The organism is Actinoallomurus sp. NPDC052274 (genome assembly GCF_040679475.1).
In the GTDB taxonomy this organism is placed as follows: Bacteria; Actinomycetota; Actinomycetes; order Streptosporangiales; family Streptosporangiaceae; genus Actinoallomurus; species Actinoallomurus liliacearum.
In genome coordinates this window covers 1-13,441 of sequence record NZ_JBFAUT010000043.1, presented here as the reverse complement: position 1 = coordinate 13,441, position 13,441 = coordinate 1, and the positions used below count along the sequence as shown (strand labels likewise).

The 13,441-nt window shown below is 70.6% G+C and carries 14 protein-coding genes, 2 tRNA genes and 1 rRNA gene; 12 read left to right on the top strand and 5 right to left on the bottom strand.

All coding sequences use genetic code 11. From position 1 onward, the window contains the following. The first annotated feature begins 225 nt into the window (after positions 1–225). Genes AB0K82_RS30065 through AB0K82_RS30055 form a run of 3 tightly spaced genes read left to right on the top strand, consistent with a single transcriptional unit; the run spans position 226 to position 1,974 of the window. Positions 226–648, top strand: coding sequence for a molybdenum cofactor biosynthesis protein MoaE (locus AB0K82_RS30065; protein ID WP_364403481.1), 423 nt, complete (start codon positions 226–228; stop codon positions 646–648). Between the two features lie 59 nt (positions 649–707). Next, a complete protein-coding gene (locus tag AB0K82_RS30060; RefSeq protein WP_345353915.1) occupies positions 708–899 on the top strand; it encodes a hypothetical protein in 192 nt (63 codons plus the stop codon). 10 nt (positions 900–909) lie between these two features. Then, on the top strand, positions 910–1,974 hold the full coding sequence (locus AB0K82_RS30055; RefSeq protein ID WP_364403478.1) for a PDZ domain-containing protein: 1,065 nt from the start codon (positions 910–912) through the stop codon (positions 1,972–1,974). Positions 1,975–2,009: 35 nt separating this feature from the next. Here AB0K82_RS30055 and AB0K82_RS30050 read toward each other — a convergent pair whose 3' ends face one another. Then, positions 2,010–2,510, bottom strand: coding sequence for a PPA1309 family protein (locus AB0K82_RS30050; RefSeq protein ID WP_364403475.1), 501 nt, complete (start codon positions 2,508–2,510; stop codon positions 2,010–2,012). A gap of 119 nt (positions 2,511–2,629) precedes the next feature. Between AB0K82_RS30050 and AB0K82_RS30045 the strand changes: the two genes are divergently transcribed. From AB0K82_RS30045 to AB0K82_RS30035, 3 genes are all read left to right on the top strand, one after another. Next, complete coding sequence (locus AB0K82_RS30045; RefSeq protein ID WP_364403473.1) at positions 2,630–5,542, top strand: UPF0182 family protein; 2,913 nt, start codon at positions 2,630–2,632, stop codon at positions 5,540–5,542. 50 nt (positions 5,543–5,592) lie between these two features. Beyond that, a tRNA-Met gene (locus tag AB0K82_RS30040) sits at positions 5,593–5,669 on the top strand. An 85-nt stretch (positions 5,670–5,754) separates the two neighbouring features. Further along, positions 5,755–6,396, top strand: coding sequence for a hypothetical protein (locus AB0K82_RS30035; protein ID WP_364403470.1), 642 nt, complete (start codon positions 5,755–5,757; stop codon positions 6,394–6,396). Positions 6,397–6,404: 8 nt separating this feature from the next. Here AB0K82_RS30035 and AB0K82_RS30030 read toward each other — a convergent pair whose 3' ends face one another. Next, positions 6,405–6,911: a hypothetical protein gene (locus tag AB0K82_RS30030; protein ID WP_364403467.1), complete on the bottom strand. Its 507-nt coding sequence runs from the start codon at positions 6,909–6,911 to the stop codon at positions 6,405–6,407. Between the two features lie 309 nt (positions 6,912–7,220). Between AB0K82_RS30030 and AB0K82_RS30025 the strand changes: the two genes are divergently transcribed. The 4 genes from AB0K82_RS30025 to AB0K82_RS30010 all read left to right on the top strand — a co-directional run bounded on the left by AB0K82_RS30025 (position 7,221) and on the right by AB0K82_RS30010 (position 8,945). Then, a tRNA-Met gene (locus AB0K82_RS30025) sits at positions 7,221–7,294 on the top strand. A 124-nt stretch (positions 7,295–7,418) separates the two neighbouring features. After that, positions 7,419–8,264, top strand: a complete 846-nt coding sequence (locus AB0K82_RS30020) for a class I SAM-dependent methyltransferase (protein WP_364403464.1) — start codon at positions 7,419–7,421, stop codon at positions 8,262–8,264. Positions 8,265–8,272: 8 nt separating this feature from the next. Continuing rightward, the gene (locus AB0K82_RS30015) at positions 8,273–8,533 is read left to right on the top strand and encodes a hypothetical protein (protein ID WP_364403461.1); all 261 of its coding nucleotides are present in this window, start codon (positions 8,273–8,275) and stop codon (positions 8,531–8,533) included. Between the two features lie 52 nt (positions 8,534–8,585). Then, the gene (locus tag AB0K82_RS30010) at positions 8,586–8,945 is read left to right on the top strand and encodes a DUF488 family protein (protein WP_364403458.1); all 360 of its coding nucleotides are present in this window, start codon (positions 8,586–8,588) and stop codon (positions 8,943–8,945) included. 55 nt (positions 8,946–9,000) lie between these two features. Here AB0K82_RS30010 and AB0K82_RS30005 read toward each other — a convergent pair whose 3' ends face one another. The 3 genes from AB0K82_RS30005 to AB0K82_RS29995 all read right to left on the bottom strand — a co-directional run bounded on the left by AB0K82_RS30005 (position 9,001) and on the right by AB0K82_RS29995 (position 11,366). Continuing rightward, positions 9,001–10,425 (bottom strand): glycoside hydrolase family 28 protein, encoded by a 1,425-nt coding sequence (locus tag AB0K82_RS30005; RefSeq protein WP_364403456.1) that lies wholly within the window; start codon positions 10,423–10,425, stop codon positions 9,001–9,003. A gap of 204 nt (positions 10,426–10,629) precedes the next feature. After that, a complete protein-coding gene (locus AB0K82_RS30000) occupies positions 10,630–10,800 on the bottom strand; it encodes a hypothetical protein (RefSeq protein WP_364403625.1) in 171 nt (56 codons plus the stop codon). Then, entirely contained in the window at positions 10,761–11,366 is a 606-nt protein-coding gene (locus tag AB0K82_RS29995; protein WP_364403635.1) for a hypothetical protein, read from the bottom strand. Before AB0K82_RS29995 ends, AB0K82_RS30000 begins: the two co-directional genes overlap by 40 nt. A 212-nt stretch (positions 11,367–11,578) precedes the next feature. Between AB0K82_RS29995 and AB0K82_RS29990 the strand changes: the two genes are divergently transcribed. Next, positions 11,579–12,634: a LacI family DNA-binding transcriptional regulator gene (locus tag AB0K82_RS29990; RefSeq protein ID WP_364403453.1), complete on the top strand. Its 1,056-nt coding sequence runs from the start codon at positions 11,579–11,581 to the stop codon at positions 12,632–12,634. 731 nt (positions 12,635–13,365) lie between these two features. After that, positions 13,366–13,441 (top strand): 16S ribosomal RNA (locus AB0K82_RS29985); the annotation flags it as partial.

Here is a 13,441-nt window from a genome sequence, read left to right as displayed (position 1 = left end):
GCGTCGTCCCGGTCTCAACGGCGGGCGACGGCCTCGGCCCGGCCGTCGCCGCGTCGGCGGGGTGCGGCCGAGACGGCCGTCGCGCCGGAGCGGTTTCTGGCTTCGCGTGTGCGATGGCCGACGGCCGGAACGCCTCGCGGATGCGACCGGCGGGTCCGCCTATGCCTCGTAACTCCCGTCCATGCTGACCAGGGGCGACTTCCGGCCAGCGGGTACCGTTCGTCCGTGGACGTGATCCGCTTGGCCGAAATCCGCGACACCGCGCTCTCCGTGGACGAGGTGCTCGCCGCAGTCGCCGACCCCGGTGCGGGCGGCACGGCGCTGTTCGTCGGAACCGTGCGCGATGAGGATCATCGGCGCGCGGTGGCGCGGCTGTCGTACTCCGCGCATCCGACCGCCGTCGAGGCGCTGCGCACGGTCCTGGAGAAGGTCGCCGCGGAGTTCCCCGTACGCGCGCTCGCGGCGACGCACCGGGTCGGCGACCTGGAGATCGGCGATCTCGCCGTCGTCGTGGCCGCCGCCTGCCCGCACCGCGCGGAGGCGTTCGCGGCCTGCCGGAAGCTGATCGACGACCTGAAGGCGGAGGTTCCCATCTGGAAGCATCAGCGCTTCACGGACGGGGACGAAGAATGGGTGGGCGCAGGCTGACCTGCGGCGGAGCATGCAGGTTACCCTGGGTGGTAACGCTTCGTACCGAGGTGACGCGCATGTCCATTCTGGCGTGGTGGGCCATCCCGGTGGCCGTGGCCCTGCTGACCGGGGCCCTGATGACCCTGCGGGGACGCAGGCCGCGTGTGCGGAGGTCGTTCGAGGAGATCGAGCACTTCCAGCGGTTCCGTGATGCCATGGAGCGGCCGCGCCGCAAGACCCGGGGACGGCGGCCTCGGTCGACCGCGTAGGCTTCCGGGCATGTCCCGCCGTGCTGCCACTCTGGTCGTCGCGAGCCTCCTGATCCTCCTACTGGGCCTGGCCGCGGCGATCATGCCCGTGCCGTACGTCGCGCTCCGGCCCGGCCCGACGTCGGACACGCTGGGCAGGCTCGGCAAGACGCCGCTGATCCAGATCACCGGCGCGCAGACCTACCCGACGGAGGGACACCTCAACTTCGTCACGGTCGCCTACCAGGGGGGTCCGGGCAACCGGATCGACCTGTTCACCGCGCTGCGCGGCTGGCTCGACCCGGACGTCGCCGTCGTCCCCGAAGAGACGATCTTCCCGAAGAACGTCTCCAGCAAGAAGGTGGATCAGGAGAACGTCCAGGAGATGGCGAACTCCCAGGAGTCCGCCACGGCCGCCGCGATGCACGAGCTGCACAAGCCGGTGACCACCGCCGTCCTGGTCGACTCCGTGCAGAAGGGGCTCCCGTCGGACGGCCGGCTGCGGCCCGGCGACCAGATCACCGCGATCGACGGCAAGCAGATCAAGGACATGCCCGGCGTCACCGCGGCCGTCGGCGCGCACAAGCCCGGCGACACGGTGACCTTCACCGTCAAGCGGGACGGCAAGGACACCCAGGTTCCCGTGAAGACGGTGGTCTCGCCGGACAAGACGGGCGACCGGGCCGGCAAGGCCATCGTCGGCGTGATCCTGAAGGAGAAGTACCAGTTCCCCGTCACCGTCAAGATCAGCGTCGGTGACATAGGCGGTCCCAGCGCCGGGCTGATGTTCTCGCTCGGCATCTACGACAAGCTGACGCCCGAGGACATCACCGGCGGCCGGTTCATCGCGGGCACCGGGACGATCACGGCGGACGGTCAGGTCGGGCCGATCGGCGGGATCCAGCAGAAGATGGTCGCCGCACGGCAGGCGGGCGCCACGGTCTTCCTCACCCCCACGCTGAACTGCGCCGACGCCGTCGCGTCCAAGCCCAAGGGCCTGCGGCTGGTCCGGGTGGACACCATGCACGGCGCCCTGCAGGCCCTGACCGCCATCCGGACCGGCCAGGGCAACGTCCCCGCCTGCCCGGCCGGCTGAGCGTCTCCGCCGGCCGGGCCCGCTGAAACGCCCGGTCAGGTGAGGGTCGAGGCGAGCGCGTCGGTCAGATGGGGGACGAGCTCGGGGCCGGTGAGCACCTCGTCGTCGCTGTCGTGACCGCGCAACCGCATGGCCGAGTAACGGGAGCCGTCGCGCAGCACGCCCACGACGAGGCGCACGTCCTCGCGACCGGGGTGCCGGGCGGCCCAGGTCACCGGGTCCTCGTCCGGTGCCTCCTCCTCGGCGCCCTCCGGTAGCAGGATCCGCTCGAGGATCAGCGCGCAGCCGGCGACCTGGCCGGGCCATTCGATGCCGTGCAGGACGTCCTCGATCGGCCGGTCGAGCGGCAGGTCCGGCTGTTCGAGGGCGGCGATGCCGTCGGGCTCGTCCGGGACGCCGAGCTGCCGGGCGAGATCCGGCTCGTTGCGGTTCAGCTCCGGGGCCGCCACCAGGGCGTACAGCCGGGGCGGGGCGTCCCAGCCGGTGGCGGCCGCATGCCGTTCGAGGTCGCGGACGACCTCTTCCAATCGGGTCATTCGTTCATCTTTTCATCGCCGCCGGCCACCTTTCGGCCACAGGTGGTCCGGGCCGTCGCGGGAACCCGGGGAGGGGTCGGTAAGTTGCCCTCAGAGAAACCCGGCGAAGGGGAGTGGCCGTGTCCTTCCGAAGCCCCGGCTCTTTCGGCCGGATCCGCGTGGGCCGATCACGGCTGCTGGTGCGCGTCATCGTCATCCTGGCGATCCTGGTCGCGGTCTTCTTCGCGTTCACCGCGGTATGGACCGATGTGCTGTGGTACCGCTCCGTCGGGTTCTCCTCGGTGTACACCAAGCAGATCACGACGCGCGTGACGCTGTTCCTGTGCGCCGGTCTGCTGATGACCCTCGTCCTCGGCGCCAACGTCGTCCTCGCCTACCGCCTGCGCCCGCCGGACCGGCCGGCGTCGGTCGAGCAGCAGGGGCTCGACCGCTACCGCGCCGCGGTCGACCCGTACCGCCGGCTGCTGGTGGCCGGGGTGCTGACGCTGGCGGGCCTGCTGGCCGGCTCCTCGGCGTCCGGGCAGTGGCGGACCTGGCTCGCGTTCGTGAACCGGCAGCCGTTCCACATCAAGGACCCGCAGTTCCACAAGGACATCTCGTTCTTCGTCTTCACGTACCCCCTGCTGCGGCTGGTGCTCGGCTTCCTGTTCGCGGCGGTCATCCTGGCCTTCGTCGCGGCGCTGATCGTGCACTACCTGTACGGCGGGCTACGGCTGCAGGGACCGGGGGAGCGGGTCGGGTCGGCGGCGCGCGCGCACCTGTCCGTGCTGTTCGGCGTCTTCGTGCTCCTGAAGGCGGTCGCGTACTGGTTCGACCGGTGGGGCCTGGCCGACTCCCAGCGCGGGGTCGTCACCGGCCCGTCGTACACCGACGTCAACGCCGTGCTGCCCGCCAAGACCATCCTCGCGGTGATCGCGCTGATCTGCGCGCTGATGTTCTTCGCCACGCTGGTGCGGCGCGGCGCGATGCTACCCGGGATGGCGTTCGGCCTGCTCGTGCTGTCGGCGATCCTCATCGGCGGCGTCTACCCGCTGCTGATCCAGACGTTCCAGGTCAAGCCCAACGAGGTGGACAAGGAGTCCCGGTACATCGGCCGTAACATCGCGGCCACCCGCCAGGCGTACGGCGTGGCGGACGCCCAGGTCACCGACTATGTGCCGAACACCAAGCTGTCCCCGGAACAGGCCAGGCAGGAGACCTCCACCCTTCCCAACGTGCGCCTGCTCGACCCCGCCGTGGTCTCGCCGACGTACCAGCAGCTCCAGCAGATCAAGGGCTGGTACAAGTTCGCCAATCCGCTGGACATCGACCGGTACCCGGACGACAGCGGCGCCCTGCGGGACACCGTCGTCGCCGTACGGGAGCTCGAGGGCCCACCGCCCGGCCAGCACAACTGGATCAACAGCCATCTCGTCTACACGCACGGGTACGGCTTCGTCGCCGCCCCGGGCAACCAGGTCGACGTCCAGGGCGCGCCGGTCTTCACCGAGAAGGACATCCCCCCGTCCGGGTCGCTGAACATCGCCCAGCCGCGCGTCTACTTCGGCGAGCGCTCACCCGGCTACTCCATCGTCGGCGGCACGGCGCAACGCGAGGTCGACTACCCGGACGACAAGAACCCCAGCGGGCAGGCCAACACCGCCTACGACGGCAAGGGCGGCGTCCCGATCGGCTCGCTGTTCGACCGGACCCTGTACGCCCTGCGGTTCAAGGAGAAGAACCTCCTGCTGTCCGGGGCGATCAACTCCAGATCCCGGATCCTGTACGACCGCACGCCGCGCGAGCGCGTGCAGAAGGTCGCGCCCTGGCTCAAGGTCGATGGCAACCCCTACCCGGCGGTCGTCGACGGGCGGATCGTGTGGATCGTCGACGGCTACACCACCGCGGCGAACTACCCGTACTCGGAGCGTACGAGCCTGGCCGACGCCACGCGGGACACCAACACCGAGAGCCGGGTGTCGGTCGCGGCCCAGGCCGGAGACCGCATCAACTACATGCGCAACTCGGTGAAGGCCACGGTCGACGCCTATGACGGCACCGTCACCCTCTACGCCTGGGACGGAGGCGACCCGGTCCTCAAGACGTGGATGAAGGCGTTCCCCGGCACCGTACGCCCGCGGTCGGCGATCCCGAACGACCTCCTGGCGCATCTGCGGTACCCGGAGGACCTGTTCAAGGTGCAGCGCGGCATCCTCGCCCGCTACCACGTCCAGAACCCGCAGGCCTTCTACGGCGGCGGCGACTTCTGGCAGATCCCCGACGACCCGACCGGCGAGGGCACCGTCGAGCCGCCCTACTACCTGAGCGTCAAGATGCCCGGCCAGAACGACCCCGGCTTCTCGCTGACCTCGACGTTCACGCCCAAGGGCAAGGTCACCAACCTGACCGCCTTCATGGCCGTCGACAGTGTGCCGACGAGTCCGACCTACGGCCGGATCCGCATCCTCCAGGTGCCGCGCAGCCAGGTGACCCCGGGACCGGAGCAGGTGCAGAACACCTTCGAGAACAATCCGACCGTCTCCCAGCAGCTCACGCTGCTGCGCGGTCCCGGATCCAGGACGGTGAGCGGCAACCTGCTGACGCTGCCGTTCGGCGGCGGATTCCTGTACGTCGAACCCATCTACCTGCAGGCGAACTCCGGAGCCGGCTCCTACCCGCTGCTGAAACGGGTCCTCGTCTCGTACGGCAACGACATCGGCTTCGGCGCCACCCTCCAGGACGCGCTGGGCCAGGTGCTCGGCGGCGGGGCGGCGGCGAGCAGCGGTCCGCCGCTGCAGGCCAACGAGGACATCCGTGCCGCGATCGACGCGGCGAACCGCGCGTACGGCGACGCCCAGACCGCGCTGAAGAACAACGACTGGGCCGGGTACGGCGAGGCGCAGAAACGGCTGAAGGCGGCCCTGGACGAGCTGGGCAGGCTGCAGAAACAGAGCAGCGCGCGACCGGCGCCGACGACGCCCGCGACGCCGAGCCCGACGCCCACGACCACCCCGCCCGCCGCCCCCACGCCGACGCCGAGGCCGACGCGGTGAGGCCGTCGATTTGCAAGCACACCACGGGCCCCCTAGAGTTGGGGCATCGCCGCGGGGTGGAGCAGCTCGGTAGCTCGCTGGGCTCATAACCCAGAGGTCGCAGGTTCAAATCCTGCCCCCGCTACCAGGTGAAGAGGCCCAGAGGATCACCCTCTGGGCCTCTTTCGTTTCATTCGCTTGCGCGATCCACCGGCCGCGCCGAGGCTTGAGCCATGGTCTCTCGCCTGCGGCCCCGCGCCGACGTCTCGCCCGCCGCGTGGCTCGAAGCGGGGGTCGGTGACTTCGACTCCGGCGTGCACGCGCTGCTGCCGGCCGGGTTCGCGGCGTACGCGCGGCTGCCGCACCCCTCGGAGGCCGCCGACGGGCGGCCGCTGCGCTGGCGGGAGATCGCGGAACGCTCCGGGCGGGCCCTCGACTCACGCACGCGCTTCAAGGACATCGCCGGGCCGGAGGATGAGGAGCCGTGGGCCGGGTCGTTCCCCGCCGTGCTGCTGCCGGTCCTCTGCGAGATCCTCGCGGCGCACACCGCGACGCCGCGGCAGTGCTACTTCGGCCTGTGGGACGGCTGGGGCTGGCTCGACGCCGACGGCCCGCGGTTCCACCTGCCGGGGCGCGACCACCTGCTGTACGAGGGGCCCCTCGACGCCGCGACGGAGTTCGGTGACCAAGGGCCGGGTTACTTCTTCCCGCAGTCGCCGAACCTCATCTGGCCCCAGGACCGGGCGTGGTGCGTCGCGACCGACGTCGACCTGGACTCCACTTACGTGGGCGGATCCGCCCGCCTGGTCGAGGACCTGACGGGCGGATCCCGCCTCGAGGCGCTACCCGCCGAGCTGTCCGATCCGCTCGGCTGACCGCGTCATCACTTCTTCTTGCACGCCGAGATATAGACGGTCTTGCTCCGGCTGCTGCCGCTCTGGGAGGGCGGCGTGTAACCGGCCGGGAAGACCACCGTTCCGACGGAGACCCCGGTGTAGTGCTGCTTCTTGACGCATCGGCGGGCGGCGTTCTGGCTGAGGTAATTCTTGCCGGCATTCCGCTTGACGCCGCTCTTCTTGTACAAGGTGTTGTTCTTGTAGAGCGCGACCTGGATGGAGATCGCCGCGACCTTCTTGGTGCACTTGATGTCGGCGGTGACGTTCACGATGTCGCGGTTCTTCGCGTGCGCGTGGTGGGAGTAGTGCGGGCTGTGCGTGGTGATCTTGCAGGTGATCACGTCGGCCGCCCGCAGTCCGGGACCCGCCGCGCGGGTCGCGGTGATGGTGACCGTCGAGTCCGTCGTCGAGGCGTCGGCCGCGGAGAGTCCGACGGTCGAGACCAGCACCGCGGCGAGGCCGCCGACGGCGAGTAAACGCGCGGGAAGCTTCATGAATGACCCCTTCGTTCGGTTGACGAAGAGCACACGCTAAGAGGCCATTCGATATTCTTTCTGTGCCTTTTGAGGAATTGAGGAGTTCTTTCGGACGGCCGAACCAGGCCAATGCCGTATACGTTCCATTCGGCGTGTTATCGGATCGGCCCTGCTATGGCGCCGCCCCTGATGGGCTCCGGCGCACGACGCGGTCCGCAGGGCCCGTGCCGACCGGGCCGGGCTCCTCGCCGCCTCCTTCGGGGACGGGCCGATCGCGGAATCGATTTGCGCGGGGCGTCGTGTCCGCATAACGTAAGGGCACACCGACGCGGGGTGGAGCAGCTCGGTAGCTCGCTGGGCTCATAACCCAGAGGTCGCAGGTTCAAATCCTGCCCCCGCTACCCAGTGAGGCCCGGAGAGTCCGACTCTCCGGGCCTCTTTTTTTCGTGTGCGGACCTCCGCGCGGAACCGTGGGGACGGCAGCACCGTCTCATCCGCTGGCCCGCCGTACGGAAGGAGAGCGGGATGCCGGATCGGGAGAAGATCGCGCTCGACGGAGTTCCGGAGACACTGCTCTGGAACCTCTATCAGCGCGCGGCCGAGGCCGGGCGGCCGGACGCGGTCCTGCGCGATCCCAAGGCCGTCGAGCTGGTCGACGCACTCGACTATCCGTTCGCGGACCGGTTCGGCGCGGGACGGCTGGGCCAGTGGCAGGCCCTGCGCGCGCTCCGCTTCGACCAGGAGGTCCGGCGGTTCCTCGACGAGCATCCCGACGGTCAGATGGTCGCGCTCGGCGAGGGCCTGGAGACGCAGTTCTGGCGGGTCGACAACGGCCGGGTCCGCTGGCTCACCGTCGAGCTGCCGGAGACCGCCGAACTGCGGGCGCGCCTGCTGCCCGACGACCCGCCCCGCCGGCGGACGGTGACGTGTTCCGCGCTGGACGACGAATGGACGCGGCACGCGGATCCCGCGAACGGCCTGCTCCTGTCGGCCCAGGGCCTGCTCATGTACTTCGAGCCCGACCAGGTCCACCGGCTCTTCGCCAGATGCGCGGAGCGGTTCCCGGGCGCCGAGATGATCTTCGACGGGGTGCCGCCGTGGTTCAGCCGCCGCACCCTGGAGGGCCGGATGACGACGGCCCAGGGCTATCAGGCGCCGCCGATGCCGTGGGCCGTGGACGCGGCGGAGAAGGTCCGGATCCGGGCGCTCGCCGGCGTCGCGGAGCTTCGCGACCTGCGTCCTCCGCGCGGTCGCGGACCGCTGTACGGCGCGCTGTTCCCGCTGCTGAACCGCCTCCGCCCGATGCGGGAGCTCGGCGTCACCGGCCTGCCCATCATGGCCGTCCGCTTCGCGGCCCCGGCACAGGCGTGAGCACCGGCATGTTCGCCCCGAAGGCCGGGGTCAACCTCGGGATCATCTACATGGACGCGAACCGGGTGCCCGAGGCGTTCGCCTGCTTCGAGACGGCCGCCGGCTCGCCGGACCGGAACGTCGCGGCGCTCGGGCACTGCTACGTCGGCGTGGTCCTCGCCGACACCGACACGGCGGCTGCGGAGCGTCACCTGCGCAGGGCGATGAAGCAGGGCGACCGCCAGGTCAAGGAGCTGGCGTCCGACGTCCTGCGCCGGCTGGGGCGCTGACGCCCGCGGTCGTCCCCGTGACACCGTGCGCCCGGACGGGTAGAGCCCTGGCATGGGGCCTATCGAGATCCGCCGCGTCTATGACGAGGCGGAGGACGGGGAAGGAGCGGCCTTCCTGGTGGACCGCATGTGGCCGCGCGGGGTGCGGAAGGCCGACCTGAAGATCGACGGCTGGCTGCGCGACGTCGCGCCCTCCTCGGACCTCCGGCAGTGGTTCGGGCACCGGCCCGAGCGGTTCGCCGAGTTCGCCGAGCGGTACCGCCGGGAACTCGACGAACGGCCCGAGGCCGAACGCCCGTTGCTCGAGGCCGCGGAGAAGGGCCCCGTGACGCTGCTGTACTCCGCGCGCGACACCGAGCACAACCAGGCCGTCGTCCTCCGCGACCACCTCCGGGACAGGCTCGGCGGGTAGGCACGGCGGGTAGGCGCGGCGCCGGGCCAGGCGCCGGGTCGGGCGCGGCGCCGGGTCAGGCGGGCGCGCCGACCGGGGAGCCGTTGACGGTGACGTCGGTCAGGACGAGGCCTTCCACGTTCTCCACGATGTCCGCCGCCGTCGCCGTGTCGAACCGGCAGTGCGCGAGCGTGATGTCCTTGATCGGGGCGTCCGGGTAGCCGCGCATGTCCAGCACGTACTGCGTGCTGCCGACGTGCAGGTTCTCGACGTGAATGCCGCTCACGTCGGGGTTGTACGGGTGGCCGGGGCCCTCGTCGTAGTAGAAGTCGACCTGGATCGCGGCGACGGACAACCGACCGACCTCGACGTCCTTGAGGTGGACGTCGTGGATGTAGCCGCCCCGCATCGAGTTGCTCTTCAGCCGCAGGCAACTGTTCAGGTTGGGGCTGGTCATCCGCAGGTTCCGGGCGTAGACGCCGGCGACGCCGCCGGTCATCTCGCTGCCGATCGTCACGCCGCCGTGGCCGTCGCGGAACTCACAGTCCTCGACGAGGATGTTCCGGCTGGGGGTGTTCACGCGGCGGCCGTCGGCGTTGCGGCCCGCCTTGATCGCGATGCAGTCGTCCCCGGTGTCGAAGGTGCAGCCGGTGATGACGACGTCGGTGGAGGACTCGGGGTCGCAGCCGTCGTTGTTGGGCCCGTGGCTGATCACCGTGACGTCGCGGACGAGGACGTTGCGCGACAGCACCGGATGGATCTCCCACATCGGGGAGTTCACGATGGTCACGCCCTCGATGAGGACGCTCTCACAGCGGTACGGCTGGATGAGGTTCGGGCGCAGGTAGTGCCCGCCGCCGAGGACGCGGTCGCGGACGAGCACGCCCTGGTCGGCCCACTGCTGCAGGAGCGTCCAGTCCGGGCCCTCCTGCGGGTCGCCGGGCTTCCAGCCGTACTCCGGCCTGCCCTTCCACGGCCACCACGCCGTGGTGCTCGCCTGCCCGTCGAGCGTGCCGGTGCCGGTGATCGCGATGTCCCGGGCGCCGTACGCGTAGATGAGGGGCGCGTAGTTGTAGCACTCCACACCCTGCCAGCGCGTGTGGACGGCGGGCAGGTACCGTGCCGGGTCCGTGTCGAACAGGACCGTCGCGCCCGCGCCGACGTGCAGGTCGACATGGCTGCGGAGCCTGATCGGCCCGGTCAGATAGCGGCCGGGCGGGACCACGACCCGGCCGCCGCCGCACCGCGCGCAGGCGCTGATCGCCGCGTCGAACGCCCGCGTGCAGTCGGTCGTGCCGTCGCCCTTCGCGCCGAAGTCGGTGATCCGGAACCGGTGGTGCGGGAAGCGCGGCGCGCGCACCCGGCGGCGGATCCGGCCGGCGGTCCGCCAGGGGTCCGCGTCGGCGAACGCGGGTGCGCCGACGGCGGGCGCCAGCAGGCCGCCGCCGAGGACGGCGCGGCTCGCTCCGAGGAATCGCCGTCGAGGCCATGATCCGCTCATTCTTCCTCCAGGGGGTCGGTCGTCCGCGCCGTCGCGGCACGTCATGCCGTGACGGCGCGGACGTCAACGGATCGTCACGTCCGCGGCGCGGCCGTGGGGGCTCAGCTTCAGCACGACGCCGCCGAACGGGCCGGAGGTGAAGGTCCAGACCGGAGAGCAGGACCGGCACGCGGCGGCGGAATCGGGCGGGCGTTCGGCGGTGGATCACGGGTGCGTTCCTCCTGGAATTCGCTCCTCGCCGGCGACGTACGGGATCGGGGCGGGCCGGCCCGTGAGGTGCGGACGGTCGGCGCGGACGTAGTCGATCTCGTGATACGTCCCGGCGCGGACGTCGATCACCACCGGCCGCTCGTTTCCCTCCGGAACGAAGTCGATCGCGCTCTGGATCGTGCAGAAGTCGCCCCGCCCGTCCGCCGCGACGGTGAGCCGCCGGACCCTCGTACGAGGCGGGGCGGCCCGGGTGCGGAATCGCCAGGTCGTCGGGTCCTGCATGCCGGCAGGCCGGGGAACGCCTCCGGGTCGACCGTGACGTAGTACGTCCGCCCGTAGTCGAGCCGGTGATGCAGCGTGATCGTCGCGGTGTTCCCGTCGACGAGGAGCGGGCGGTAGGCGAAGGAGTGCGGGACCCCGGTGTCGGACACCGCGTCCCCGATCGCGCGGTGGTACGAGCGGGGGTCGGCCAGGTCGATCGTGTCGGCCACGGTGCCGTCCGCGCGGTGCACCTCGATGCGGCCGGAGGTCCCCGGCTGGAGCGGGCGGTCCGCGCCGGGCCGCAACGGCGCGTCGACGCACTGGTCCTGGCGGAGACCGACGGGGGAGAGCCTGGCGGGTGTGGCCCGCCGTCCGGCGTCGGCGGTGGGGGCGGTCGGGCCGTCGGCGATCGCCGCGGTGGTCGTGGCCACCGCAACGAGTGACGTCCATCGAGCCGGCACTCCACGCATGTCCGCCTCCCTGCTGCGTCGGTGGACTTCTCCGGCCGCGGTGGGCGGGTCGCGCCGCCGCCGACCGGGCGCCGGCGGCACGTCGGGGAAGGGCCGAGGGAAAACCTTTTCCAAACGTCGCACGCGAGTCCGGGGACGTCAACCCCGCTTCCACCGCCTTTCACGGCGGAGCCCCCGCGCCGGGCGGGCTGAACGTATGGTGCAATGCCGCCATGGGCAGGGCGCAGACCGGCACGGGGGCGCGGCCGCCCCGGGCGACGATCATCGACGTGGCACGGGAGGCCGGCGTTTCTCCCGCCACGGTGTCCCGCGTCCTCACAGGTTCCAAACCCGTCTCGGCGGAGCCGGAACAACGGGTCCGCGCGGCCGTCGCGCGGCTCGGCTACCGGCCGAACCCGGCGGCACAGGGACTGCTCCGCGGCACCACCTCCGCGGTCGGCGTGGTCGTCCCGGACCTGAGCAACCCGTACTTCGCGGAGGTGCTCAAAGGCGTCACCAACGCGGCCCAGCACGCCGACTTCCGCACGCTCGTCGCCGACACCGGCGAGAAGGCCGGGGCCGAACGCGACGCCGCCCTCGAGCTGTCCCGGTGGGCCGACGGCATCGTCCTGTGCTCGCCGCGGATGAGCCAGTGGGAGCTCACCGAGCTGGCGGCCGCCGTGCCTCGCCTGGTCTGCGTGAACCGGCGCAGCCGTGGTACTCGGATCCCCGCGGTGGCGGTGGACTTCGAGGCGGGCGTCGCGTCGATCTGCCGTCACCTGCGCGAACTCGGCCACCGCCGCGTCGCGTACCTGCGCGGTCCCGCACGCGCCTGGTCCGAACGCGCCCGGCAGCGGGCCCTGCGGGCAGCCGGCGGACCCGACCTGGAGATCGTTCAGATCCCCTGCGGGTCGAGCAGTGTCGACGGGCATTCCGCCGCCGACGCGGCCCTCGCGACCGGCGCCACGGCCATCATGGCGTTCAGCGACTACGTCGCCCTCGGCGCGCTGGCGCGGTTCGACGAGCTCGGCGTCTCGGTGCCCGACGAGATCTCGCTCACCGGCTTCGACGACATCGCGCTCAGCCGCCTGGTCTCCCCACGGCTCACCACGGTGACGGTCAACAAACAGGATCTCGGCCTGCGGGCCTGGCAACTGTTCGTCGACACCGGCGCCGACGGCATCGCGGGTTCGGTGGTCGAGGTGACGCCGGAGCTGGTCGTCCGCGGCTCGACCGCCGCACCGGCCGGGGTGACGAGCCCACGGCGCGAGACCGTCCACGACAGGTGATCGTTCAACCCGCTACGCGGCCGGTACGTACGCCGCCTCGGTCATGACACCGCTGGGCGGGCGACGAACTGGATCTGGGTTTCCATTGCTGATGTTGAGGGCCCGCGTCAATGGCGAGAGATCGGCGGGACTCTCACTCGAAAGTTCTCGCGGTAGATCGCTCGATTTGACGGGGTTTCCAGGCGGACGTAATGTTCTCTTCGCCCCAAGGGAAGCGGGACGCCGGAAGGCGGCCGGCCCGGGGGAAGCCCACACGGAGTTGTTCTGGTCCGGACGGTGTCTGGAGCGGAGTAGCATGGTGTGGTCGCCCCGAGACGGGATGCGGAACATCGCTGAGGCGGTGGTCGGCCTGTGGGGAACTTCTGGATGGTGCTGCTGCGGCCGGTTCGCCGGTCGGGGTTGTTGCTGTCTGGAGGGGGCGTTCCGGCTGTGTGTGTCGGTCCCATAAAGATCTACGGATCGGGGTTGACAAGCGGGGCGGGGGTGCTAAGATAGAAGGGTTGCCCCAGACGGGGTCCGGCGGGAGTCGGGTCTCGGACGGTGTGTGTCCGTTTCTTGAGAACTCAACAGTGTGCTAAAAGCCAGTGCCTTTATGGTCCTCGCTGATCGTGGTCGGCTCTTCGGGGTTGGTCATGGTTGGTTTGGATTCCTTTGGCAAGAATGATTCTTGCCGGGATTGTTTTTCTCTACAAAGGTTTGGCGGCCACCCTTTGGGTGGTTGTCGTTTGGCCTTAACGGAGAGTTTGATCCTGGCTCAGGACGAACGCTGGCGGCGTGCTTAACACATGCAAGTCGAGCGGAAAGGCC

Bases quoted from the DNA above. Each gene is read 5' to 3' on its own strand.
- AB0K82_RS30005 (WP_364403456.1), bottom strand. From the start codon at position 10,425: ATGAGCGGATCATGGCCTCGACGGCGATTCCTCGGAGCGAGCCGCGCC.
- AB0K82_RS30010 (WP_364403458.1), top strand. From the start codon at position 8,586: ATGGGGCCTATCGAGATCCGCCGCGTCTATGACGAGGCGGAGGACGGG.
- AB0K82_RS30060 (WP_345353915.1), top strand. From the start codon at position 708: ATGTCCATTCTGGCGTGGTGGGCCATCCCGGTGGCCGTGGCCCTGCTG.
- AB0K82_RS30050 (WP_364403475.1), bottom strand. From the start codon at position 2,510: ATGACCCGATTGGAAGAGGTCGTCCGCGACCTCGAACGGCATGCGGCC.
- AB0K82_RS30055 (WP_364403478.1), top strand. From the start codon at position 910: ATGTCCCGCCGTGCTGCCACTCTGGTCGTCGCGAGCCTCCTGATCCTC.
- AB0K82_RS30035 (WP_364403470.1), top strand. From the start codon at position 5,755: ATGGTCTCTCGCCTGCGGCCCCGCGCCGACGTCTCGCCCGCCGCGTGG.
- AB0K82_RS29995 (WP_364403635.1), bottom strand. From the start codon at position 11,366: ATGCGTGGAGTGCCGGCTCGATGGACGTCACTCGTTGCGGTGGCCACG.
- AB0K82_RS30020 (WP_364403464.1), top strand. From the start codon at position 7,419: ATGCCGGATCGGGAGAAGATCGCGCTCGACGGAGTTCCGGAGACACTG.
- AB0K82_RS30030 (WP_364403467.1), bottom strand. From the start codon at position 6,911: ATGAAGCTTCCCGCGCGTTTACTCGCCGTCGGCGGCCTCGCCGCGGTG.
- AB0K82_RS29990 (WP_364403453.1), top strand. From the start codon at position 11,579: ATGGGCAGGGCGCAGACCGGCACGGGGGCGCGGCCGCCCCGGGCGACG.
- AB0K82_RS30015 (WP_364403461.1), top strand. From the start codon at position 8,273: ATGTTCGCCCCGAAGGCCGGGGTCAACCTCGGGATCATCTACATGGAC.